Below are 19,320 nucleotides of genomic sequence, written 5' to 3'. Positions count from 1 at the left end.
CCATGGCTGGACGCATTCCGCAGTACTTCATTGACGATCTTCTGGCCCGCGTCAACATCCTCGACGTGGTCGACGGACGGGTCGACAAGCTCAAGCGCGCCGGCAAGAACTACTCCGGCCTGTGCCCCTTCCACAAGGAAAAATCTCCGTCGTTCAGCGTCAGCCCCGACAAGCAGTTCTACTACTGTTTTGGCTGCGGCGCCGGCGGCAACGCCATCGGCTTCCTGATGGAATACGATCGCCTCGACTTCCCCGCCGCGGTCGAGGAACTGGCCCGACTGGTCGGTCTCGAGGTCCCGCGCGAGAACAGCAGTCCGCAGCAGGCGCAGCGCGACAAGCACCTTAAGGACCTCTACGGCATTCTTGACGAAGCCGCGCGCTTTTATGAAGAACAGCTGCTCAGACACCCGCAGCGCCAGCTCGCCATCGACTACCTCAAGGGCCGCGGCCTCACCGGGCAGGTGGCCAAGGCGTTCGGTATCGGCTTCGCGCCGCCGGGCTGGGAAAACCTGATGCAGGCACTCGGCACCGACAGCCGGCGCCTCGAAGGCCTCGAACAGGCCGGCATGCTGATTCACAACGAGGAACGGCACAGCCACTACGACCGCTTCCGCGAGCGCATCATGTTCCCGATCCGCGACATGCGCGGACGGGTGATCGCCTTCGGCGGCCGCGTGCTGGGCGACGAGAAACCCAAGTATCTCAACTCGCCGGAAACCGAGACCTTCCACAAGAGCCGCGAACTCTACGGCCTTTACGAAGCCCGCCAGGCCAACGCCCAGCTGCAGCGTCTGATCATCGTCGAAGGCTACATGGACGTCGTCGGCCTGGCCCAGTACGGCATCCGCTACGCTGTCGCGACCCTCGGCACCGCCACCACCGCCCAGCATCTCGAGCGGCTGTTCAAGCTGGTGCCCGAGGTGGTGTTCTGCTTCGACGGCGATGCCGCCGGCCGCAAGGCCGCAAGCCGCGCGCTGGAAACCACCCTGCCGGTGATCCGCGACGGCCAGGAAGCCCGCTTCCTGTTTCTGCCGGAAGGCGAGGACCCGGACAGCCTGGTACGGCGCGAGGGCAGCGATGCCTTCAGCGCCCGCCTTGACGAAGCGCTGCCGCTGTCGGAATTCTTTTTCCGCTCGCTGACCGAGCAGGCGGACCTCGAAAGCATGGACGGCCGCGCCCGCTTCAGCACCGAAGCGCTGCCGCTGATCCGCGACATGCAGCCGGGCCTGCTGCAGCAGATGATGCTGGAGCGCATCTGCGAAATCACCGGCCTGTCGCTCGAGCAGATCAACAGCGTCATCAACCTGCACCAGGCCACGGCTCCGGCTTCGCCAACCGCAACGACAACCGCGCCGACTCCACCGCCCCCGCCCGAGCGCGATGCCATGCCCGGCACCTGGTCGCCGGCGCCGATCACGGATGCCGGCGCACCGACGCCACGGCAGCAGCGCCGCGGATCTCGCAGCAACCTGAACCTCTGCGACAAGGCCATCTCCTGCCTGCTGCATTTCCCGCAGCTGGCCGACAGACTGCCGGCCGCGAGCGACCTGAAGGGATTGAAGGAGCCGAACAGCGACGTGCTGATCGCGCTGATCGATTACCTGCAGCAGACCCCCGGCGCCTCGCTCGGCACCCTGGTGGTCGACTGGCAGGACGAGCCGCAGCACGCGGCCTGGCTGATGCTGCTGAACGAGATCGCCCACAACAGCCCGCTGCACCAGGACCCCGAACAGGAACTGAAGGACAATATCAACCGGCTGATCCAGGTCCATCGCCCGGAAGGCGAACTCGACGCGCTGCTGAGGAAAAACCGCCAGTCACCGCTGACCCGCGACGAGAAGCAGCGCCTGAACGAACTGCTGGCCAGACGCCAGCACTGAGCCGGTCGGATTCGATATCGCAGGGCATTGAGCGCAGCAACCGCCAGGGATGATGGGAAGCCTGGCATTGCAGGCGCAAACGCCAGCGAAACGTGCCGTTACAAACAACTCTCAATGCGCCAATCTGGTCTACTTTTATACAGGAACAGCCGCGAAAAATAACTGTCAACTGGATTTGACCGGCACTGAAATGTATAATACCGCGCTCTCTTTCAGGCTACCCATCTTTCATCGTCTCGTAGGGCCTCTATGACAGATACCTCTCAGCAGCAATCTCGTCTCAAGGAACTGATCGCCCGTGGTAAGGAACAGGGCTATCTGACCTATTCCGAGGTTAACGATCATCTGCCCGAAGATATCGCGGATCCGGATCAGGTCGAAGACATCATCCGCATGATCAACGATATGGGCATCTCGGTGACCGAGGAAGCGCCCGACGCGGAAACGCTCCTGATGACCGAAGGCGACTCTGCGGAAGAAGCCGACGAAGACGCCGTTGCCGCGCTCGCTGCTGTCGAGTCCGACGCCGGTCGCACCACCGACCCGGTGCGCATGTACATGCGCGAGATGGGTACCGTCGAACTGCTGACCCGTGAAGGCGAAATCGATATCGCCAAACGTATCGAGGAAGGCATACGCGAGGTCATGTCCGCCCTGTCCTGCTTCCCGGGCTCCGTCGAGATCATTCTCGGTGCCTACGAAAGCGCCATGCAGGAAGAAGGCCGCCTCAGCGATATCTTCAGCGGTTACATCGATCCGGACGACAGCAACTTCGTCATGACGACTCCCGACGAGGAGATCGAAATCGACGAAGAGGATGACGACGAGGACGAGGAAGACGACGAAGAAGACGGCGACGACAACAGCAGCGACGAGAAGGATCGTGGCCCCGATCCCGAAGAAGCTCGCCAGCGTTTCGCCAACCTGCTCGACTGCCTGGAAGCCGTACACGCTGCCGTCAGCACCCACGGTCGCAACAGCCCCGCAACCCAGGAAGCACTGGTCGCGCTGGGCAACGCTTTTTCGCCGATCAAGCTTTCGCCGCGCTACTACGAGACCCTGGTTGCACGCGTACGCGACTACATCGACCGTATTCGCGAGCAGGAACGCGCCATCATGCGCATCTGCACCCAGCGCGCCCAGATGCCGCGCCGCGACTTCATCAAGTCGTTCCCGGGCAATGAAACCAACACCGCCTGGTTCGAAGACGTCATCGCCCGCGGCGACGCCTACGCCGGCGCCATGCAGCGCAACCTGCCCGAGCTCAAGCGCGCGCAGAAGAAGCTGCTGCAGATCGAGGAAGAGGCTCTGATCGAGCTTACCGAGATCAAGGAAATCAACCGCCGCATGTCCATCGGCGAAGCGCGCGCCCGTCGCGCCAAGAAAGAGATGGTCGAGGCCAACCTGCGTCTCGTGATCTCGATCGCCAAGAAGTACACCAACCGCGGCCTGCAGTTCCTCGACCTGATTCAGGAAGGCAATATCGGCCTGATGAAGGCGGTCGACAAGTTCGAGTACCGTCGCGGCTACAAGTTCTCGACCTACGCCACCTGGTGGATCCGCCAGGCGATCACGCGCTCGATCGCCGACCAGGCGCGCACCATCCGTATCCCGGTGCACATGATCGAGACGATCAACAAGCTCAACCGCATCTCCCGCCAGATGCTGCAGGAGATGGGCCGCGAAGCGACCCCGGAAGAGCTGGCCGAACGCATGGACATGCCGGAAGACAAGATCCGCAAGGTGCTGAAAATCGCCAAGGAACCGATCTCGATGGAAACCCCGATCGGCGACGACGAAGATTCGAGTCTGGGCGACTTCATCGAAGACACCACCCTGCACTCACCGGTCGACTCCGCCACCGGCGAAGGCCTGCGCGAAGCCACCCGGGAAGTCCTGGCCGGTCTTACCGGACGCGAAGCCAAGGTACTGCGCATGCGCTTCGGCATCGACATGAACACCGACCATACCCTCGAGGAAGTCGGCAAGCAGTTCGACGTCACCCGCGAGCGTATCCGTCAGATCGAAGCCAAGGCACTGCGCAAACTGCGCCACCCGAGCCGCTCCGACCACCTGCGCAGCTTCCTCGACGAAGGCGGCTAAGCTGCAGAGCCGAGATACCGTTGTATAAACCCTGCTCCTGCACATCCATGTGCTCGCAGGACAAGTACATCCCTGTACAAAACGCAGCCAACCGGCTGCGTTTTTGTTACGGTGGCGGAGCGATCCGGAAAACCTGCAGGAACTCGCTCCGCGAGCGAATCACCAAGCACCATGGTATCGCCCGGATCGCCGAGAAACTCGGCTCCGACAATTGTGACGGGTCACCGCCAGGGATGGCGCGTGACGGGTGACGGGTGACGGGTGACGGGTGACGGGTGACGGGTGACGGGTGAAACGGTAGGAGCCCACTCCGTGGGCGAACACCCCGATACTCAACACTTTCACCCGCCCCATGAATATTCGCACAGCGGCGCTGGCGGCCTCCGGCATCATGCCCATCCCGGTATCCGGACCTCGCACCGCGTACCGAGACTCGTTTTCCATCCCAGCGCAGCCTGCCCCCACACAGATTCCCTAACCTAAACCCAACAAATTCAAAGATCTATTGGCGCAGCCCAACACAATCGCTATAATTTGCCCTCCTTTCGGGCCTATAGCTCAGTTGGTTAGAGCAGTGGACTCATAATCCATTGGTCGCAGGTTCGAGTCCTGCTGGGCCCACCAATCTTTTCAAACACTTAGGCGATGCCTGAGTGTCCGCGATCATCCGATTCTTCCCTATTGTCCGCCTTCCTTTACTACGTCAATCGTGTCCGCATTTTTCACAAGCGGGTCAGGGTGGCCGCATCCTGCAGGTGCTCCGGCGCCAGGTGGGCATCGCGCATCGTCAGGCACCCACGCCAAAATCGAGCTGTCGCCTAAGGTAATCCGGGACCAGTATCCCGAAGCGCTGCAGAACTTCCGCCTGGACTCTTCCCGGCACCATGTACACCCGCTCTGGACCATCCTCGAGCACAACGCCGAGTTCTATCCCCCGTCCCCCCGGTCTCATGGAGAAACGCCTGTACAAGCGTCCCGGCATCGGCAACGAAAGAACGTCGGCTTTGCGCTCGGCGCGCCTACTATCGATCTACGCCCGCAACAACATTAGGAACCTATGAATAAGCCCCAATGAGTCTCTGGCTTTCAGCGCGAGCCGGAATCGAGGCGCAGCTTTGAAGGCATGCTGGTGGCCTGTCGAGAAGCTGTAACAATGAGACTGGTTCGCGCTGAAAGCCCCGCAGGGCGGGCCGACTTTATGGGCTACTGCAACCAACGGAAGGTCACCAAAGACGAACTGTTCGAGATCATCGAACAGGGGCTAAAGGAACGACGACTGGCCAGTAAGGTAGCGGCCTGACGACCAACGCATAGACTCATGCGAACCCAATAGCATTGACTTGTTCAAACATAAAGCTACTATGGGATATACGTTTTGTATATCCCAGCACAGGAGGGCATATGGAAACAACTGTATTCAAGAGCAACCGAAGTCAGGCCGTACGCCTGCCCAAAGCGGTAGCGCTGCCCGAAAACGTGAAGCGCGTGGAAATCATTGCGGTCGGACATACCCGCATCATTACGCCAGCCGGGGAGTCCTGGGATAGCTGGTTCGACGGCCCAAGTGTCACTGCCGACTTCATGTCTGAGCGAGAACAGCCTTCTGATCAGGAGCGGGAAGCGTTTTAATGCTCAAGTACATGCTCGATACCAATATCTGCATCTTCACCATCAAGAATAAACCTGAGCAGGTACGCCAGGCGTTCAACCGTCACCATGGCCAACTGTGCATCAGCTCCGTCACCCTGATGGAACTGATCTATGGCGCCGAGAAAAGTGCGGCCCCGGAGAAGAACCTTGAAGTGATCGAAGGATTCACCGGGCGCCTGGATGTGCTGAGTTACGACAACCTAGCTGCCGAGCATACCGGCCAGCTACGAGCTGAACTGGCGAAAAATGGGACGCCGATCGGCCCCTACGACCAGATGATTGCCGGTCATGCCCGCAGCCGTGGCCTCATTGTCGTTACCAACAACCTGCGGGAGTTTGAGCGCGTTCCGGGTCTGCGTATCGAGGACTGGGTATCCCCCTGACAGCGAAGGGCCCCCATTGAAGCAGCGTTATCCACCTCAATTCATTTTCAGTGTCCGCAAACTGTCCGCTAAAATGAGGTACAAAGCGCGACAAAGAGTTCGCGACGTTCCGCTTTTCCCCTCCCTATGTCTAGGGAACCTGCACCTTTTGCCGAAACAGCGCTACAATCGGGGTTTGCCGAAACTTCGGATTCGGAAATTTCGCAGCGAGGACCTCAGCGTGCAGATGCCGACCATGGACGGCTGTGCTGAGCGCCCCTTTGCCGGTACTTGGACACGGAACAGGGACAGACAGTGACTAAGCAGACCACCCTTCTCTTGCCATCGACACGTCGTCTGCGCCAGCTTGGCGCGACTCTCGGCCTCTGTCTTGTGCTGGCCGCCCCTGTGACGTTCGGCGCAAGCCTGCTGGCCGGCTTCGATGCGTATGAAAAAGGCGAGTTCAGCGTCGCCCTGCAGCAGTTCCGCGCCCTGGCCGAGGAGGGCGAAGAAGAAGCGCAGTACAACCTGGCGCTGATGTACGAGCAGGGCCTGGGCACCCCCGCCGACCCGCTGGAAGCGGCGCGCTGGTTTAGCGCCGCGGCCCAGCAGGGAAGCGCCAGCGCCCAGTATCGCCTGGCAATGCTGTACGACAGGGGTGAGGGTGTCTCCGAGGATGCCCGGGAAGCCTCCAAGTGGCTCGAGCGGGCAGCGGCGCAGGGCCACCGGACCGCCCAGTTCACCCTTGGCGCGCATTACTACAGCGGTCGTGGCGTTGCCCGGGATTTCGGCCGCGCCCTGCACTGGTATCGTCAGGCCGCCGAGCAGGGTCATGCCAGCGCCCAGTTCAGCCTTGGCGTGCTGTACGAGGGCGGCAAGGGAACAGCGCAGGACTTCGCCGAGGCCCGCCGCTGGTACCGGATGGCGGCGGAACAGGGTCACCCCGGCGCGCAGAACAACCTCGGCGCCATGCACCTGCTGGGCAAAGGCGGCGAACCGGACGCTGTGCAGGCCTATATGTGGTTCAGCATCGCCTCGGTGCGCGGCCAGGGTGAAACCGGCCTGCAGCTGGCGACCGAGCAAATGACCCTCGATCAGATCGAACAGGCCAAGGTCATGGCCCAGCGCTGGTTGAAGGGCCGCGCCTACTAAGGCAGGATACTGCCAAATTTCGACCCGCCGCGGGCCCACCCGCAAAAGCAATCTATGCTTAAGCCTGACTCCGTTTTATCCGATGGAGCCAGGACCGGCATTGATTCGGTTCGCGGACCTCCACACGCCACCAGCCTCACCAGGACCCAGCTGTGATCGTTACCCTGTTGCCTCTTTTTTCGCTGCTGCTGAGCTGCTTCATCATGATGATGGGCTTTGGCCTCGTCGGCCTGTTGCTGCCCGTTCGCATGGGAATCGAAAGCATGAACACCGACACCATCGGTATGGTGCTGTCGATGTACGCCGTCGGCATGCTGCTCGGCGGACTCTACGCCCGCCTGCTGATCATCCGTGCCGGACACATCCATCTTTTCGCCGCCGTCGCGGCGCTTGCCGCCATCAGCGTGCTGGCGTGCAGTCTGTACACCAACGCCTGGCTTTGGGGACTGATGCGTATGCTGATGGGGTTCTGCATGGCCTGCGCTCTGGCCGCCATCGACAGCTGGCTCAGCGAGACGGCGACCCAGGAGACCCGCGGCCGCATTCTCGCCGCCAACCAGATCGTCATCATGGGCGCCTTTTTCGTCGGCCAGTTTCTGATCAACCTGTCGAGCCCGGCCAACCAGACGCTGTTCATCATTGCCGGCATGCTGCTGGCGCTGGCGCTGATCCCCATTGTCATGAGCCGCAAGTCGGGGCCGTCGGTAGCCGAGGTCCGCTCGATGTCGATGATCTCGATCTTCCGGATTTCACCGCTGGGCGTGGTGAGCTGCTTTTTCTGCGGCATTCTCTACAGCGGCATGCTGAACATGCTGCCGATCTTTGCCGGCAGCTACGGCATCGAAGGTTTCGATCTCTCGCTGTTCATGGGGGCCGCGGTCTTCGGCGCCTTTGTACTGCAGTTCCCGGTCGGGTACCTGTCCGACCGTTTCGACCGGCGGACGGTGCTGTTCGGGCTGCTGATCGTGACCATTGCCGCCAGCATCGCCGCCCCGCTGCTGACCCACCTCGACTCCCGGGTGCCGATCATGGCCTCGGTGGCGCTGATTACCGGCGTTTTCGCCTGCATGTACCCCATGAGCATCTCGGAAACCTTCGACAAGGTGCTGCAGAGCGACATGGTCGCGGCCATGGGCGGGCTGATCGCCACCTATGCGCTGGGCAGCATCATCGGGCCCTACGCCTCATCGCTGTCGATGCGCATGCTGGGTAACGACGCCCTGTTCGGCTTTCTGGCGGTACTCGAGACCCTGCTGCTGCTGTTCGTGATCTACCGCATGCGCGTGCGCGATGCCCTGCCGGTCGAGGACCAGGAGAAGTACGTCATTCACGGCGCGGCCGGCGCCAGCTCGCTGGAGATCGACCCGCGTTTCGAGTACGAGGAACCCGAAGCGCCGCTCAGCCCCGAAGCGGAGTCGGTGGTTCAGGTGGCCCAGGACAACCCGGGAACCGCGGTCAAGATGGCCATTGCGCTGGCCGAGAACTCGCCCGAGAAAGCCGCGCAGCTGGCCGCAGCTCTTACCAGCGTCGAACAGGTGGAGATCCCCCGCCTGTATGCCGCCATAACCGACGCAGCGCCCGACCTGAGCCTGTATATCGCCGAAGCGCTCGCAGCCGCATCGCCGGAGAAGATCGACGAGCTGGTCACCTGGCTGGTGCACGAACGCCCGGAGAAGCTGGCGGAAATCGTGGTCGCCATCGCCGAGGCGGTTCCGGAGCACAGCCTGGATATCATCGGCACGGCCGCAGAAACCGTGGCGGAAGAGTCGCCGGAAATGCTGTTCGACATGGCCGAGACCTACGCCAACCACCTGCACGAGCACTTCGACGAGATGCGCCCGGTCGACCGCGCCGCCGCCCAGGCGGAGCATCAGGCCGCCGACCTCTACAACCGACTCGCCGGGATCATCCCGGAGCGCGCGGCGGATCTGGCCTACACCCTGGCCGAGGCGATGCCGGAAGCGGCGACCGAGGTCGCCGAAGCCTATGTGCACACCCTTATCGAGGAACCCGAAGCGGAACCGGAAGCGGTGGCGTCCCACGTCGACTCAGAGATGATCGGCACCGTCCACGACAAGCCGCTCGCCCGGGAAGCAGCGACACCCGAGGACGAGGCCCGTGTCGCCGGTGCGCTGACGGAGTTCATCAACCATGTCAGCGAAACCATGCCCGAACAGGCGGTCGAGATCGCCGCCGTGCTGGTCGATTCCTGCCCGGAACTCGCCTCGGACCTGATCGAGCGACTGCAGGCCGCCAAGCAACTCGACGACAACCTGGCCTCCAGCGTCGACGAGAAGCCGGCACCGGATATTTTTGCCGATTATCCGTATGAAGACGGGAACAAGACAGGTGACGGGTGACGGGTGACGGGTGACGGGTGACGGGTGACGGGTGACGGGTGACGGGAATATCGTAGGGTGCTGGTGAACGGAGTGAACCGCACCGGTACCACTCGGTGCGCCCTACCTTGGTGTGCGGTCACTTCCGTAGGGCACCTTGAGCGCAGCGAAACGTGCCGCATACTCAGTAATGATATCGGCACTGCACGATGACCAAGCTGTCATCCATCACCCGATACACGAGCCGATGTTCACGGTCGATGCGCCGCGACCAGTAGCCCGACCAGTTGTGACGCAGAGGCTCCGGGTCCCCTAGCCCCTCGAACGGCTGGCGCTGTATATCCCTGATCAGGGCATTGATTCTCTTGAGAACCTTCTTATCGGTGGCCTGCCAGTACAGATAGTCTTCCCAGGCCTTCCCTGCCCACGAAAGAATCATTCATCGATCAACTCATGACTGGCGGCTCGACCGGCCTCGACCTCCGCAATAGCCTCGTTCAGCCGTTCCGCATTTCTGGGACTGGCCATCAGATAAGCCGTTTCTTCATACGACTTGAAATCCTCAAGCGACATGACGACCGCTGCCTTGCCGTTCTGCCGGGTGATCAGCATCGGAGCATGGTCGTCATTAACCTTGTCCAGAGTCTTGGCCAGATTGTTTCGAAAAGCCGAGTAACTGATTGCGTCCACAGGATCGCCCTCTCAATTTGCCTGTACAGGAAATTGTACTTGTACGTATTTTTGTACGCAATCGACAAATCGGTAAGACGGGTGACGGGTGACGGGTGACGGGTGACGGGAAAATCGTAGGGTGCTGGTGAACGGAGTGAACCGCACCGGTACCACCCGGTGCGCCCTACCTTGGTGTGCGGTCACTTTCGTAGGGCACCTTGAGCGGAGCGAAACGTGCCGCAACCAACGGCGCAGCTCGCACGCTCGGTGCGCCCTGCCGACACCCTACTCCCGCCCTCTCACTCGCAAAAACCGTGCGAACCGCGGCAACCCGTTCACCGTCTGACCGTTGAAGCGATAGGTCACGCGCGCGCCCAGCGGCGGTGGCGATGCCCGTTCGGCGTCGCTCAGGCCGCTGCCGAGGCGAAAGCGCCGCCCGCGCTCGTCCTCCACCAGCAAGGCCCCGACCAGTCCGCTGTATTTGCCCTCCCCCGGCGAGTAACCGATCACCACGGCCTCGGCGTCCTGGTGCCGTTTGTACTTGAGCAGGTCCGGACTGCGGCCGACGCGATAGAGCGCACCGTCGCGATGCAGCATCAGCCCCTCGCCGCCGCCCGCCACCACCCCATCGAGCAGGCGGTCGAGTTCGGCACGATCCGCCACGCGGCGGTGCTCGACCGCCTGCAGCCAGGGCACAGCAGTATCCCGAAGCAGCGCTTCGAGCTGCGCCCGACGCATGCCGAAAGCCGCCGGCCGCGCCGGCAGGTCGAAAACCATAAAGCGCAGGTCGCGCCAGTCGGCATCCTGGCGATCGTAGCGGCGTATCAGCGCCGATACTTCGGCGAAGCGTCCGTTACCGAGCCAGAGCTCGCCATCCAGCGGCTCCCCGGGCCAGCCGCGGACGAACCACTGCGGCGCGTTGACCGCGTAGCCACCGCGCGTCACCAGGCGCTGCCCGTCCCAGCGCGCACGCACACCGTCGAGCTTTTCGCTCACCCAGTAATCGCCAACATCGATATTGCCGCGATAGTCCTCGGCGAGCATCACCGGTGCCGGCGCGGCCACCGACTGAACGAACGGCACCATTGGCGCGGTTGCGCCAAGTAAAAGACAAAGCGAATTTCGGGAACAGGTCATGGACACTTCCTCCCTGAAGTGGATTGCACGCCGAATCCTTGGCGTTCAGAGGAAGGATAGTCAGGGAGGTGGGGCGCTGCCAGGTAAAGCATTCGCGGCGGAGAAGTGCCCGTAAGTTCGGTTGCGCCGCTCCTGCTAACGGGTGACGGGTGACGGGTGACGGGTGACGGGTGACGGGTGACGGGTGACGGGAAAACTGTAGCCGCGCCCCGCGACGAAGCTTTTCGCTATAGCAGGTAAATTGAAAGCACCGACTCAGTCAGTTCGTCCCCAGCTCACCAGGTCGACGTCAATACGCTGCCTGAAAGCGTCCGAAATACGGGCATCATCCAACAGATCGACGGAAAACGGCAGGTCGGATTCAGAAAGCCGCTCACTGGCCTCAGCCAGTTCCGCAAATCCAATTGGAGTGGTGGAACGCAGCAGCACATCGAGGTCGGACGCATGGCAGGCATCCCCTCGCGCCCGAGAGCCAAATACGTACACCTCGATCCCCGGTCCTAAAGCGCCGGACAACAGGCGTAAAACCAGTTCGCGGGCACTCGATGCACCGTCATTCGTCATTACGGCGCTCCAGCGAATCGAGCAATGCCTGGGCACTCGGCAGGAAGTCTACAGCGACAAGATAGACCTCTTCGGCTTTCTTCTCGTCGTAAAGATGAGAGGTTTCGTTACGCGCCCGGTGGTAGGTAATCCAGCGTTGCGAATCGCCGATAAAGCCATATTCGGCCCCCATACGAAACAACTCGCGCCGAGACAACAGAGCCACGCTCGCTTCGCCCTGATCCTCGATCAGCTTTCGCCGCAGCATTTTCCAGCAAAGCTCATAGGTGTTCTCGAAACGCTGGATCACCGCGTCGCGGATAAATTCATTCTTCGGCTGTTGAAGCGCAAGCTCCAGGGAGGCGACCGCTTTTTGCAAGGGTATCAGTATCAATGACATTCAATACAGGCCCTGTATATTTCGATCACGATGAAGAGTTCCCAGAACACGACCTACACCTACTCTAATGAACCCGCGCCGGCCGGTGCAGCGGATCCCGGATCTCATGCTGTGGCTGATAACCGCTGACGAGCTCCAGCAGCAGCGCGCGCAGGGTATCGCAGTCGTAAGACTCGCAGCAGGCCTCGATGCGCTGCAACAAAGGCCTCAGCTGTGCAAAGCCAAGACACTCCTCGTTGGCCTTCATGATCATCGGGTGCGGTGTGCCGGTGACATTGTCGCCGATCAGCAGCTCCTCGTAGAGCTTCTCGCCATCGCGCAGCCCCGTGAACTCGATACCGATATCGCCATCCGGGTTCCCTCGTCGCGCACCGAAAAGCCGGCCAGCCGGATCATCTGCTCGGCCATCTCGCGAATGCGCACCGGCTGGCCCATATCCAGCACGAAAACATCGCCGGACTCGGCCATGGCCCCGGCCTGGATCACCAGCGACGCCGCCTCCGGAATGGTCATGAAGTAGCGCGTCATTTCCGGATGAGTCACGGTCACGGGCCCGCCCTCGACGATCTGCTGCCGGAACAGCGGGATCACCGAGCCGGACGATCCCAGCACGTTGCCAAAACGCACGATGGCGAAACGCGTCCGGTGCCCGGGCACTTCGGCGAGCGCCTGCAGTACCAGCTCGGCGCAGCGCTTGCTAGCCCCCATCACGTTGGTCGGGCGCACGGCTTTGTCCGACGAGATCAGCACGAAGTTGCGGACATCGGCCGCGACGGCCGACTGCGCCGTCGCCAGGGTGCCCAGCAGGTTATTGCGCACCCCGACCACCATATTGCGCTCGACGATTGGCACATGCTTGTACGCCGCCGCGTGGTACAGGGTATCGATGCGATAGTGACTCAGGGTGCGCTCCAGCAGCGCGCTATCCAGTACCGAGCCCAGCACCGCGATCAGTTCGATACCCTGCTGCACGCACAGCGGACGCAGCTCCTGATCCACCTGGTAGAGCGCGTACTCGGAGCTGTCGAACAGCACCAGGCGCGCGGGCCCTTGCGAGACGATCTGCCGGCAAAGCTCCGATCCGATAGAACCGCCTGCACCGGTCACCATCACCTGCTGGTCGGCGATATTCTGCGCCATCAGCTGCGGATAGGGCGCCACTTCCTCGCGGCCCAGCACATCGGCGATCTCGATCTCGCGAATATCGCTGATATTCACCCGCCCGCTGGCGATATCGGACAGCCCCGGCAGCGTCAGCACCTTCACCGGCAAAGGCTCCAGCAGCGCCAGTAATTCCCGGCGCCGGGTGCGGCTCGCCGACGGCATCGCCAGGAGCACCTCGGAGACATCGAAATGCTCGATCAGCCACTCCAGCCGCTCCGGCGGATAGATCAGCAAACCGTGCACCTCGAGCCCGGCAAGCGACGGATTGTCATCGACAAAGGCCACAGCGCTCAGATCGCTGGCGCTCTCCAGCGCCGTCGCCAGCTGGCGCCCGGCGGATCCCGCACCGTAGATAATCACCCTGTCCTCGGCCGAAAGCCGCTGCAGCCCGCCCGGAAACTGCTGCAGCAGCAGCCAGCGCGCCAGCAGCCGGCTGCCGCCGATCACCACCAGGGCGATGAACCAGTAAATCGGAATCACCGAGCGCGGAACCCGCTGCTCGAAGCCGATGAAGTAGGTCAGCGTCGCCCAGATCAGCACGAACAGCGTGACCGCCTTCACCACCGTCCAGAGCGCCCGCGGCCCGATATAGCGCGTAATCGCCCGATACAGCCCCAGCCGCACGAATACCGGCACCGCCACCAACGGCGCGATCAGGTACGCCGGCCAGTGAACAAAGCCCTCGGCATCCCACTCGCCATAGCGCAGCGCAAAGCTCATCCAGCAGGTCAGCGTCAGCGCCACCACATCGAAGCACAGAAACACCGAGCGTTTCTGGTTGCGGGAAAGGCCAAGTACGCTATCGAGCATGAATCGATTCTTCCTTTTGATGAAGGGACACCGCCAGGCACGGAGGCTGTGCTGGCAACGCAGGAGCGGTTGTCGGGCTACGGGTTCCCTGAAAATTGCTCCTGCATTTTCAGGATTTCCGCCATCCATGGCGGTTACGGGTTACGGGTTACGGGTTACGGGTTACGGGTTACGGGTTACGGGTTACGGGTTACGGGTTACGGGTTACGGGTTACGGGTTACGGGGATATCGTAGGGTGCTGGTGAACGAAGTGAACCGCACCTCTTTTTGCATGTGAAATTTGAGTGACTGCCGCGCCGTTCGCAATCACTCAGTATGCCACTATGCTACTCGGCTGCCGCCTCTTCCATGACTTCCTCGAGTACCCTACATGTCTTGTCAATCTCGTCCGCAGTCAGAGTCGGATGAACCAGGAACATCAGACTGGTTTCACCTAGCTCGCGGGCAACCGGCAAGGGTCTCTCCGGTCTCCAGCCCGTGCCATCGAATGCTTTCTCTCGGTACACCTCGGAACAGGATCCGGTGTAACAGGGCACCCCTCTTTCATTGATCTCGGTAACTATTCGATCGCGTGTCCATTGAGCCTTGAGCTTGTCAGGCTCAACAAAAACATAACACTTGTACCAGGCATGACGTACATAGTCCGGCGGCTCAGTAACCCTCAGTCCGGGCAACCCTTTCGCTACCTCCAAAATCGCGTTTGCGTTTCGGCTTCTTGCTGCATTCCAGGACTCCAGCCTTTGCAGCTGCAGGCGACCAATAGCAGCCTGCATCTCGGTCATCCGGGCGTTGGTACCGAAAGACTCATGCAGCCACCTGAATCCCGGGGGATGTTCGGTGGCGTGAACGGTATCCCAAGATTTACCGTGATCCTTAAGGGCCCAGATTTTCTTCCACAGAGCTTCATTACTGGTCGTGATCATGCCGCCCTCTCCACCGGTCGTCATGATCTTGTCCTGGCAAAATGACCAGGCGCCGACATCACCCAAAGTGCCAACACTACGGCCTTTATAGCGGGCGCCATGCGCCTGGGCGCAGTCTTCGATTACGACAAGATCGTGCTGACTGGCCAGTTCAAGCAGAGGATCCATATCACATGGCCAGCCAGCCAGGTGGACACAGATAATGGCGCGGGTTCTGGAGCTAAGAACGGCCTCAACAGTCTTTGCAGTTATATTCTGTGAATCCCAATCGATATCGGCGAAGACCGGTAGGGCGCCCACTGACACTATTGCCGACGCAGAGGCTATAAAGGTACGGCAGGTTACCACTACCTCGTCGCCAGGGCCCAGCCCCAAAGCGCGAAGCGCCAGTTCGAGCGCGACGGTACCGTTGGAAACCGCTATTGCATGAGTACAGCCGTTAGTTTTGGCAAACTCCGCCTCGAAGGCTTTACCCTCGACGCCGGTCCAATAATTGACTTTGTTAGACAAAAGCACGCGACTGGCGGTCTCGGCTTCTTCTTCGCTGTAAGAGGGCCAGGGGGAAAAAGCGGTATTCAGCAACACAATTCCTCAAATCAGTCAGATTGAACCAAGCGCGCCGGCACGCCAACCACTGTACGACGTGGGGGCACATCCTTCACCACCGCAGCACCTGCCCCTACTACCGCACCTTCACCTATGGTAATCAGCTGCCTAACCGAAGCACCGATACCAATCCAGGACTCATTTCCGACGCCTACCCCCCCTGCAAGATGCGCACCCGGGCTCAGATGAACTCCATCACCGAGCCGGCAATCGTGATCAACTGTGGCACCTGTGTTGATGATACAAGCCTCTCCCAGGGTCGCATCTACATTGATCACAGCGCCGGCCATCACCACAGAACCCAAGCCGATGGCAGAATAGCGACTGACGGAGGCTTGCGGATGAATCAGTGAGGTCAGCTTGGCTCCTTCCTGTGCTAGCTGCTGCTGTTTCTGCAGCCGGATGCGATTATCACCAATGGCGACCACAACGCCATCGAAAGCGCCGACTGACAGGATTAAAGATTCCGTAGGGCCCGCAATCGGCCAGGGACCATTCTCCCGGTGCTCGGGCCAAGCATCATCGAAAAAGGTCACCTGTAACCAGCCGAGCAATTCCGCCAGATCGGCCACCACCTTGCCGTGCCCGCTTGCACCCAGTATGGCCAGGCGCTTCATTGGCTGTTCCCGCGGAACTTCTCGCAGGTCGCCTGCCCTTCTGCGTTAATCCCCTCACGGGCCAGGACCTTCTTGACCGTCATCCAGAGAATCTTCATATCCAGCCAGAATGACTGGTTATCCACATACCAAACATCCAGTTTGAACTTCTCTTCCCAGGACAATGCATTACGACCGTTAATCTGGGCCCAGCCGGTAATACCGGGCTTGACCTCATGACGCCGGCGCTGTTCCTCGTTATACAATGGCAAGTACTCCATCAATAACGGACGTGGACCGACGAGGCTCATATCGCCCTTCAATACGTTCCAGAGTTCGGGGAGTTCGTCGAGGCTGGTTGAACGTAAAAATTTACCAAAACTTGTTAGACGCTGCTCATCGGGAAGCAACGAGCCATCTGGCCCGGTCGAATTATTCATTGTCCGGAACTTATAGAGAAAAAAAGGTTGACAATTTCGTCCTGGACGCAGCTGCCGGAATATTACTTGTTTTCCTATGAAAATCCTTACGGGAATGACTAAGAGAACGTAAGCCGGAAAAAGCAACACGAGAATACTGGCAGCTACAATAATATCGAAAGCGCGCTTGACCATAAATAGTTATTTCTTGACCGTTTCAAGCAAAACATGTTCCAACTGAAGGGCCAGTTTATCTCTATCGAACTGTTCCCGAGCGAGTTTCAGAGCAGCTTCGCCTGAAGCTATACATCGCTTCTGGTCATTGAGGAAGTCTACTATCAACTCTGCAGCCCGGGTAGGATCTGAAGGCGGCAAAACCAAGCCGGCACCTGAACTCTGAATAAGGTCTTCCTGCCAGCCTCCATAATTTATAGCTATTGGCGTGCCCGACGCAAGCGTATCAAAAAATTTGTTTGCTGAGTTAACCCACATCGGTTCAAGATTGATAAACAAAGACAAAGATAGGTCACTGGCGCCCAAAACCTGCGTCATTTCATTCTTAGAGACAGGATCATAAATGTAAAGATTTTTACCTAAGCATCCGAGTTTATTAGCCTTATCAATAATGGCGTCCCTCTCAAGACCATCTCCAAAAATTGCAAATCGACAGGCCGGCATTATAGTCTGACAGGCCTTAGCAACGTCAACGAAGTATTCTACCCCGTTAATTTTCCCCAAGGTGCCTGCATAAACAATTAATTTTTCTCCCGCCAACTCAGGATATTTTTGATTAAACAACTCCTCGCGATACCTTGAAGGACTGAAAAGTTCCAAATCTGAGCCATTAGGTATAACTGTCACTTTATCAGAAGAAACACCGCCCCTAATTACACCCTCTTTCATTCCCGGTGAGAGTGCAATAACATGTTTTGAGTTTCTATAGGCAAACTTCTCAAGTCTACCAGCAGCCCAGCGTAATAATGTATTATTTAGAGCACCTACAGCAATAGGCATTTCAGGCCAAAGATCACGTACCTCAAAAACCATTGGGATCTTAAGTCTCTTTGATGCGTAGATACCCGGAATAGCGATAGTAAGAGGTGTACTTGTGGCAAAGACTAGATCAGCGTTCTTAATAGATGCTGCTTTCACCGCTGAAGCACCAGCAAACTTGAAAAACGCAGCCAGTCTTTTACGGTACGACATGCTATTGTTATAATCGACAGGTAGCCAATGAACTTTGATACCCTTAATATCCTGAAGCCACCAACCTTTATGACAACGCTTATCTCGCCAACTCGTAATAATGTGAACTTCGTGACCTTTATCGACTAACCTTCTGGCCATCTCAAAAGAACGCGTGCCTCCGCTCATCTCTGGAGTAGTAAAATACTGATGCAGGTAAATAATTTTCAACCTAATATCTTTAACCTTTCACTTACTTGATTTATAGTTAAAAATCGTTTTCTCATAAAGAGAAATCATATTATCAATACAGTGATTCCAGCTATAGTTTTTAATCACATGCTGCCGCCCATTTTGACCTAACCTTATTCTTAAATTCCTATCTTTTATAAGCTTAATCAATGCGTCCGCAGCCGACACGGGGTCTTCCCGTGGAACTACTAAGCCAGTTTCCCCGTCACGCACGACTTCCGGTAAACCACCAGCATCTGAGACGACAACAGGACGACCGGCTGCTCCAGCCTCAACAACCGCAACCCCGAAGCTTTCACTATCTAACCGGCTTAAGGCTACAAAAATATCCATTTTATCAAGCTCTCGAGGTACCTGAGAGTGAGCGACACGCCCCACAAACTGTACTAAACCTCCAATACCCAAAGTACAAGCAAGTGATTCCAGTTCCGCTCGATCAGGTCCGTCTCCAACTATTCGCAAGCGTAAAAATTGGACAATTTCCGGCATTTCAATCTGAAGTTTTTCAACAGTCTGCGCAAAGGTATAAATTAATGTATCGATTCCATACTTGAAGGCTAATACCTTTACCGTCCCGACCACTAAATACTGTGATTTCTCAACTTTTTCTATCGCTTCTTTATTGTATAAAAATGCCTCAACATCAACGCCAAACGGTGTGATAGCTATCTCACCCAACGATGGAGCAATCTTTCGAGCTTGTAAAGCCATACAGTGGCTGGTTGACGCAACGGCATCTGCCGACATTAAATTCCCACGTACAAGCTTCTTATGTAAACGAGACTTGTCTGGAAAATCAAAAATGTCGCTCCCCCATATAGACAAAACATATGGGTGGTAGTTTAATATTCTAGCTGTCGTCCCATAACCGCTCGCATAATGCACGTTCACTATATCAGGCTTTATTCGGTCAACAAAACTCCTAATACCGATACCGTTGAGGAAATACCCTATATTGCCTTTAAATGGCAATCTATGAACTCCAATATCATCTTTAAGCGGTTCAATAAAACCGTGCTGTGTGGCGAGAAAAACCTCCGCACCAGCCTTATGTATACCTGCCGCCCATCTGATAGTATGTATAGACGACGTACCGGCAATTAATAAAACTCTCAAACCACACACC

19 protein-coding genes and 1 tRNA gene are annotated in these 19,320 nt (G+C 58.6%); 8 read left to right on the top strand and 12 right to left on the bottom strand.

From position 1 onward, the window contains the following. The first annotated feature begins 2 nt into the window (after positions 1–2). From dnaG to IEX85_RS16540, 8 genes are all read left to right on the top strand, one after another. Positions 3–1,880, top strand: coding sequence for a DNA primase (gene dnaG, locus IEX85_RS16575; protein ID WP_188861719.1), 1,878 nt, complete (start codon positions 3–5; stop codon positions 1,878–1,880). A 249-nt stretch (positions 1,881–2,129) separates the two neighbouring features. Beyond that, positions 2,130–3,983 carry an RNA polymerase sigma factor RpoD gene (gene rpoD / locus IEX85_RS16570; protein WP_188861718.1) on the top strand — a complete coding sequence of 618 codons (1,854 nt, stop codon included), beginning with the start codon at positions 2,130–2,132 and terminating at the stop codon, positions 3,981–3,983. 547 nt (positions 3,984–4,530) lie between these two features. Beyond that, positions 4,531–4,607 (top strand) — tRNA-Ile (locus IEX85_RS16565). A gap of 529 nt (positions 4,608–5,136) precedes the next feature. Then, entirely contained in the window at positions 5,137–5,283 is a 147-nt protein-coding gene (locus IEX85_RS16560; RefSeq protein WP_188861717.1) for a hypothetical protein, read from the top strand. Positions 5,284–5,384: 101 nt separating this feature from the next. Then, positions 5,385–5,612 carry a toxin-antitoxin system antitoxin VapB gene (gene vapB / locus IEX85_RS16555; protein ID WP_188861716.1) on the top strand — a complete coding sequence of 76 codons (228 nt, stop codon included), beginning with the start codon at positions 5,385–5,387 and terminating at the stop codon, positions 5,610–5,612. Continuing rightward, positions 5,612–6,016, top strand: a complete 405-nt coding sequence (gene vapC, locus IEX85_RS16550) for a type II toxin-antitoxin system tRNA(fMet)-specific endonuclease VapC (protein ID WP_188861715.1) — start codon at positions 5,612–5,614, stop codon at positions 6,014–6,016. Before vapB ends, vapC begins: the two co-directional genes overlap by 1 nt. Positions 6,017–6,310: 294 nt before the next feature. Next, complete coding sequence (locus tag IEX85_RS16545) at positions 6,311–7,147, top strand: tetratricopeptide repeat protein (protein WP_188861714.1); 837 nt, start codon at positions 6,311–6,313, stop codon at positions 7,145–7,147. A gap of 152 nt (positions 7,148–7,299) precedes the next feature. Continuing rightward, positions 7,300–9,507 carry an MFS transporter gene (locus IEX85_RS16540; RefSeq protein WP_188861713.1) on the top strand — a complete coding sequence of 736 codons (2,208 nt, stop codon included), beginning with the start codon at positions 7,300–7,302 and terminating at the stop codon, positions 9,505–9,507. 163 nt (positions 9,508–9,670) lie between these two features. Here IEX85_RS16540 and IEX85_RS16535 read toward each other — a convergent pair whose 3' ends face one another. From IEX85_RS16535 to IEX85_RS16485, 12 genes are all read right to left on the bottom strand, one after another. Beyond that, positions 9,671–9,925 carry a Txe/YoeB family addiction module toxin gene (locus IEX85_RS16535; protein WP_188861712.1) on the bottom strand — a complete coding sequence of 85 codons (255 nt, stop codon included), beginning with the start codon at positions 9,923–9,925 and terminating at the stop codon, positions 9,671–9,673. Then, positions 9,922–10,176, bottom strand: coding sequence for a type II toxin-antitoxin system Phd/YefM family antitoxin (locus IEX85_RS16530; RefSeq protein WP_188861711.1), 255 nt, complete (start codon positions 10,174–10,176; stop codon positions 9,922–9,924). Before IEX85_RS16530 ends, IEX85_RS16535 begins: the two co-directional genes overlap by 4 nt. Before the next feature lie 267 nt (positions 10,177–10,443). Further along, complete coding sequence (locus tag IEX85_RS16525) at positions 10,444–11,295, bottom strand: DNA ligase (RefSeq protein WP_188861710.1); 852 nt, start codon at positions 11,293–11,295, stop codon at positions 10,444–10,446. 255 nt (positions 11,296–11,550) lie between these two features. Beyond that, positions 11,551–11,859 (bottom strand): nucleotidyltransferase family protein, encoded by a 309-nt coding sequence (locus IEX85_RS16520; protein ID WP_188861709.1) that lies wholly within the window; start codon positions 11,857–11,859, stop codon positions 11,551–11,553. Continuing rightward, entirely contained in the window at positions 11,849–12,238 is a 390-nt protein-coding gene (locus IEX85_RS16515) for a nucleotidyltransferase substrate binding protein (protein WP_188861708.1), read from the bottom strand. Before IEX85_RS16515 ends, IEX85_RS16520 begins: the two co-directional genes overlap by 11 nt. 64 nt (positions 12,239–12,302) lie before the next feature. Further along, on the bottom strand, positions 12,303–12,560 hold the full coding sequence (locus IEX85_RS24040) for a hypothetical protein (protein WP_268238096.1): 258 nt from the start codon (positions 12,558–12,560) through the stop codon (positions 12,303–12,305). Further along, positions 12,524–14,212 carry a polysaccharide biosynthesis protein gene (locus IEX85_RS16510; RefSeq protein ID WP_268238095.1) on the bottom strand — a complete coding sequence of 563 codons (1,689 nt, stop codon included), beginning with the start codon at positions 14,210–14,212 and terminating at the stop codon, positions 12,524–12,526. Before IEX85_RS16510 ends, IEX85_RS24040 begins: the two co-directional genes overlap by 37 nt. Positions 14,213–14,539: 327 nt before the next feature. Further along, a complete protein-coding gene (locus tag IEX85_RS16505) occupies positions 14,540–15,718 on the bottom strand; it encodes a DegT/DnrJ/EryC1/StrS family aminotransferase (RefSeq protein WP_188861707.1) in 1,179 nt (392 codons plus the stop codon). A gap of 14 nt (positions 15,719–15,732) precedes the next feature. Beyond that, positions 15,733–16,359 carry an acetyltransferase gene (locus tag IEX85_RS16500; RefSeq protein ID WP_188861706.1) on the bottom strand — a complete coding sequence of 209 codons (627 nt, stop codon included), beginning with the start codon at positions 16,357–16,359 and terminating at the stop codon, positions 15,733–15,735. After that, a complete protein-coding gene (locus tag IEX85_RS16495; protein ID WP_188861705.1) occupies positions 16,356–16,952 on the bottom strand; it encodes a sugar transferase in 597 nt (198 codons plus the stop codon). The genes IEX85_RS16500 and IEX85_RS16495 overlap by 4 nt, the downstream gene beginning before the upstream one ends. 6 nt (positions 16,953–16,958) lie before the next feature. Continuing rightward, a complete protein-coding gene (locus IEX85_RS16490) occupies positions 16,959–18,173 on the bottom strand; it encodes a glycosyltransferase family 4 protein (protein ID WP_188861704.1) in 1,215 nt (404 codons plus the stop codon). 18 nt (positions 18,174–18,191) lie between these two features. Further along, complete coding sequence (locus tag IEX85_RS16485) at positions 18,192–19,310, bottom strand: glycosyltransferase (protein ID WP_188861703.1); 1,119 nt, start codon at positions 19,308–19,310, stop codon at positions 18,192–18,194. Between the last annotated feature and the right edge of the window lie 10 nt (positions 19,311–19,320).

This window comes from Marinobacterium nitratireducens, assembly GCF_014645375.1.
GTDB classification, from domain to species: domain Bacteria; phylum Pseudomonadota; class Gammaproteobacteria; order Pseudomonadales; family Balneatricaceae; genus Marinobacterium_A; species Marinobacterium_A nitratireducens.
This window is presented reverse-complemented; position numbering and strand designations above follow the sequence as displayed.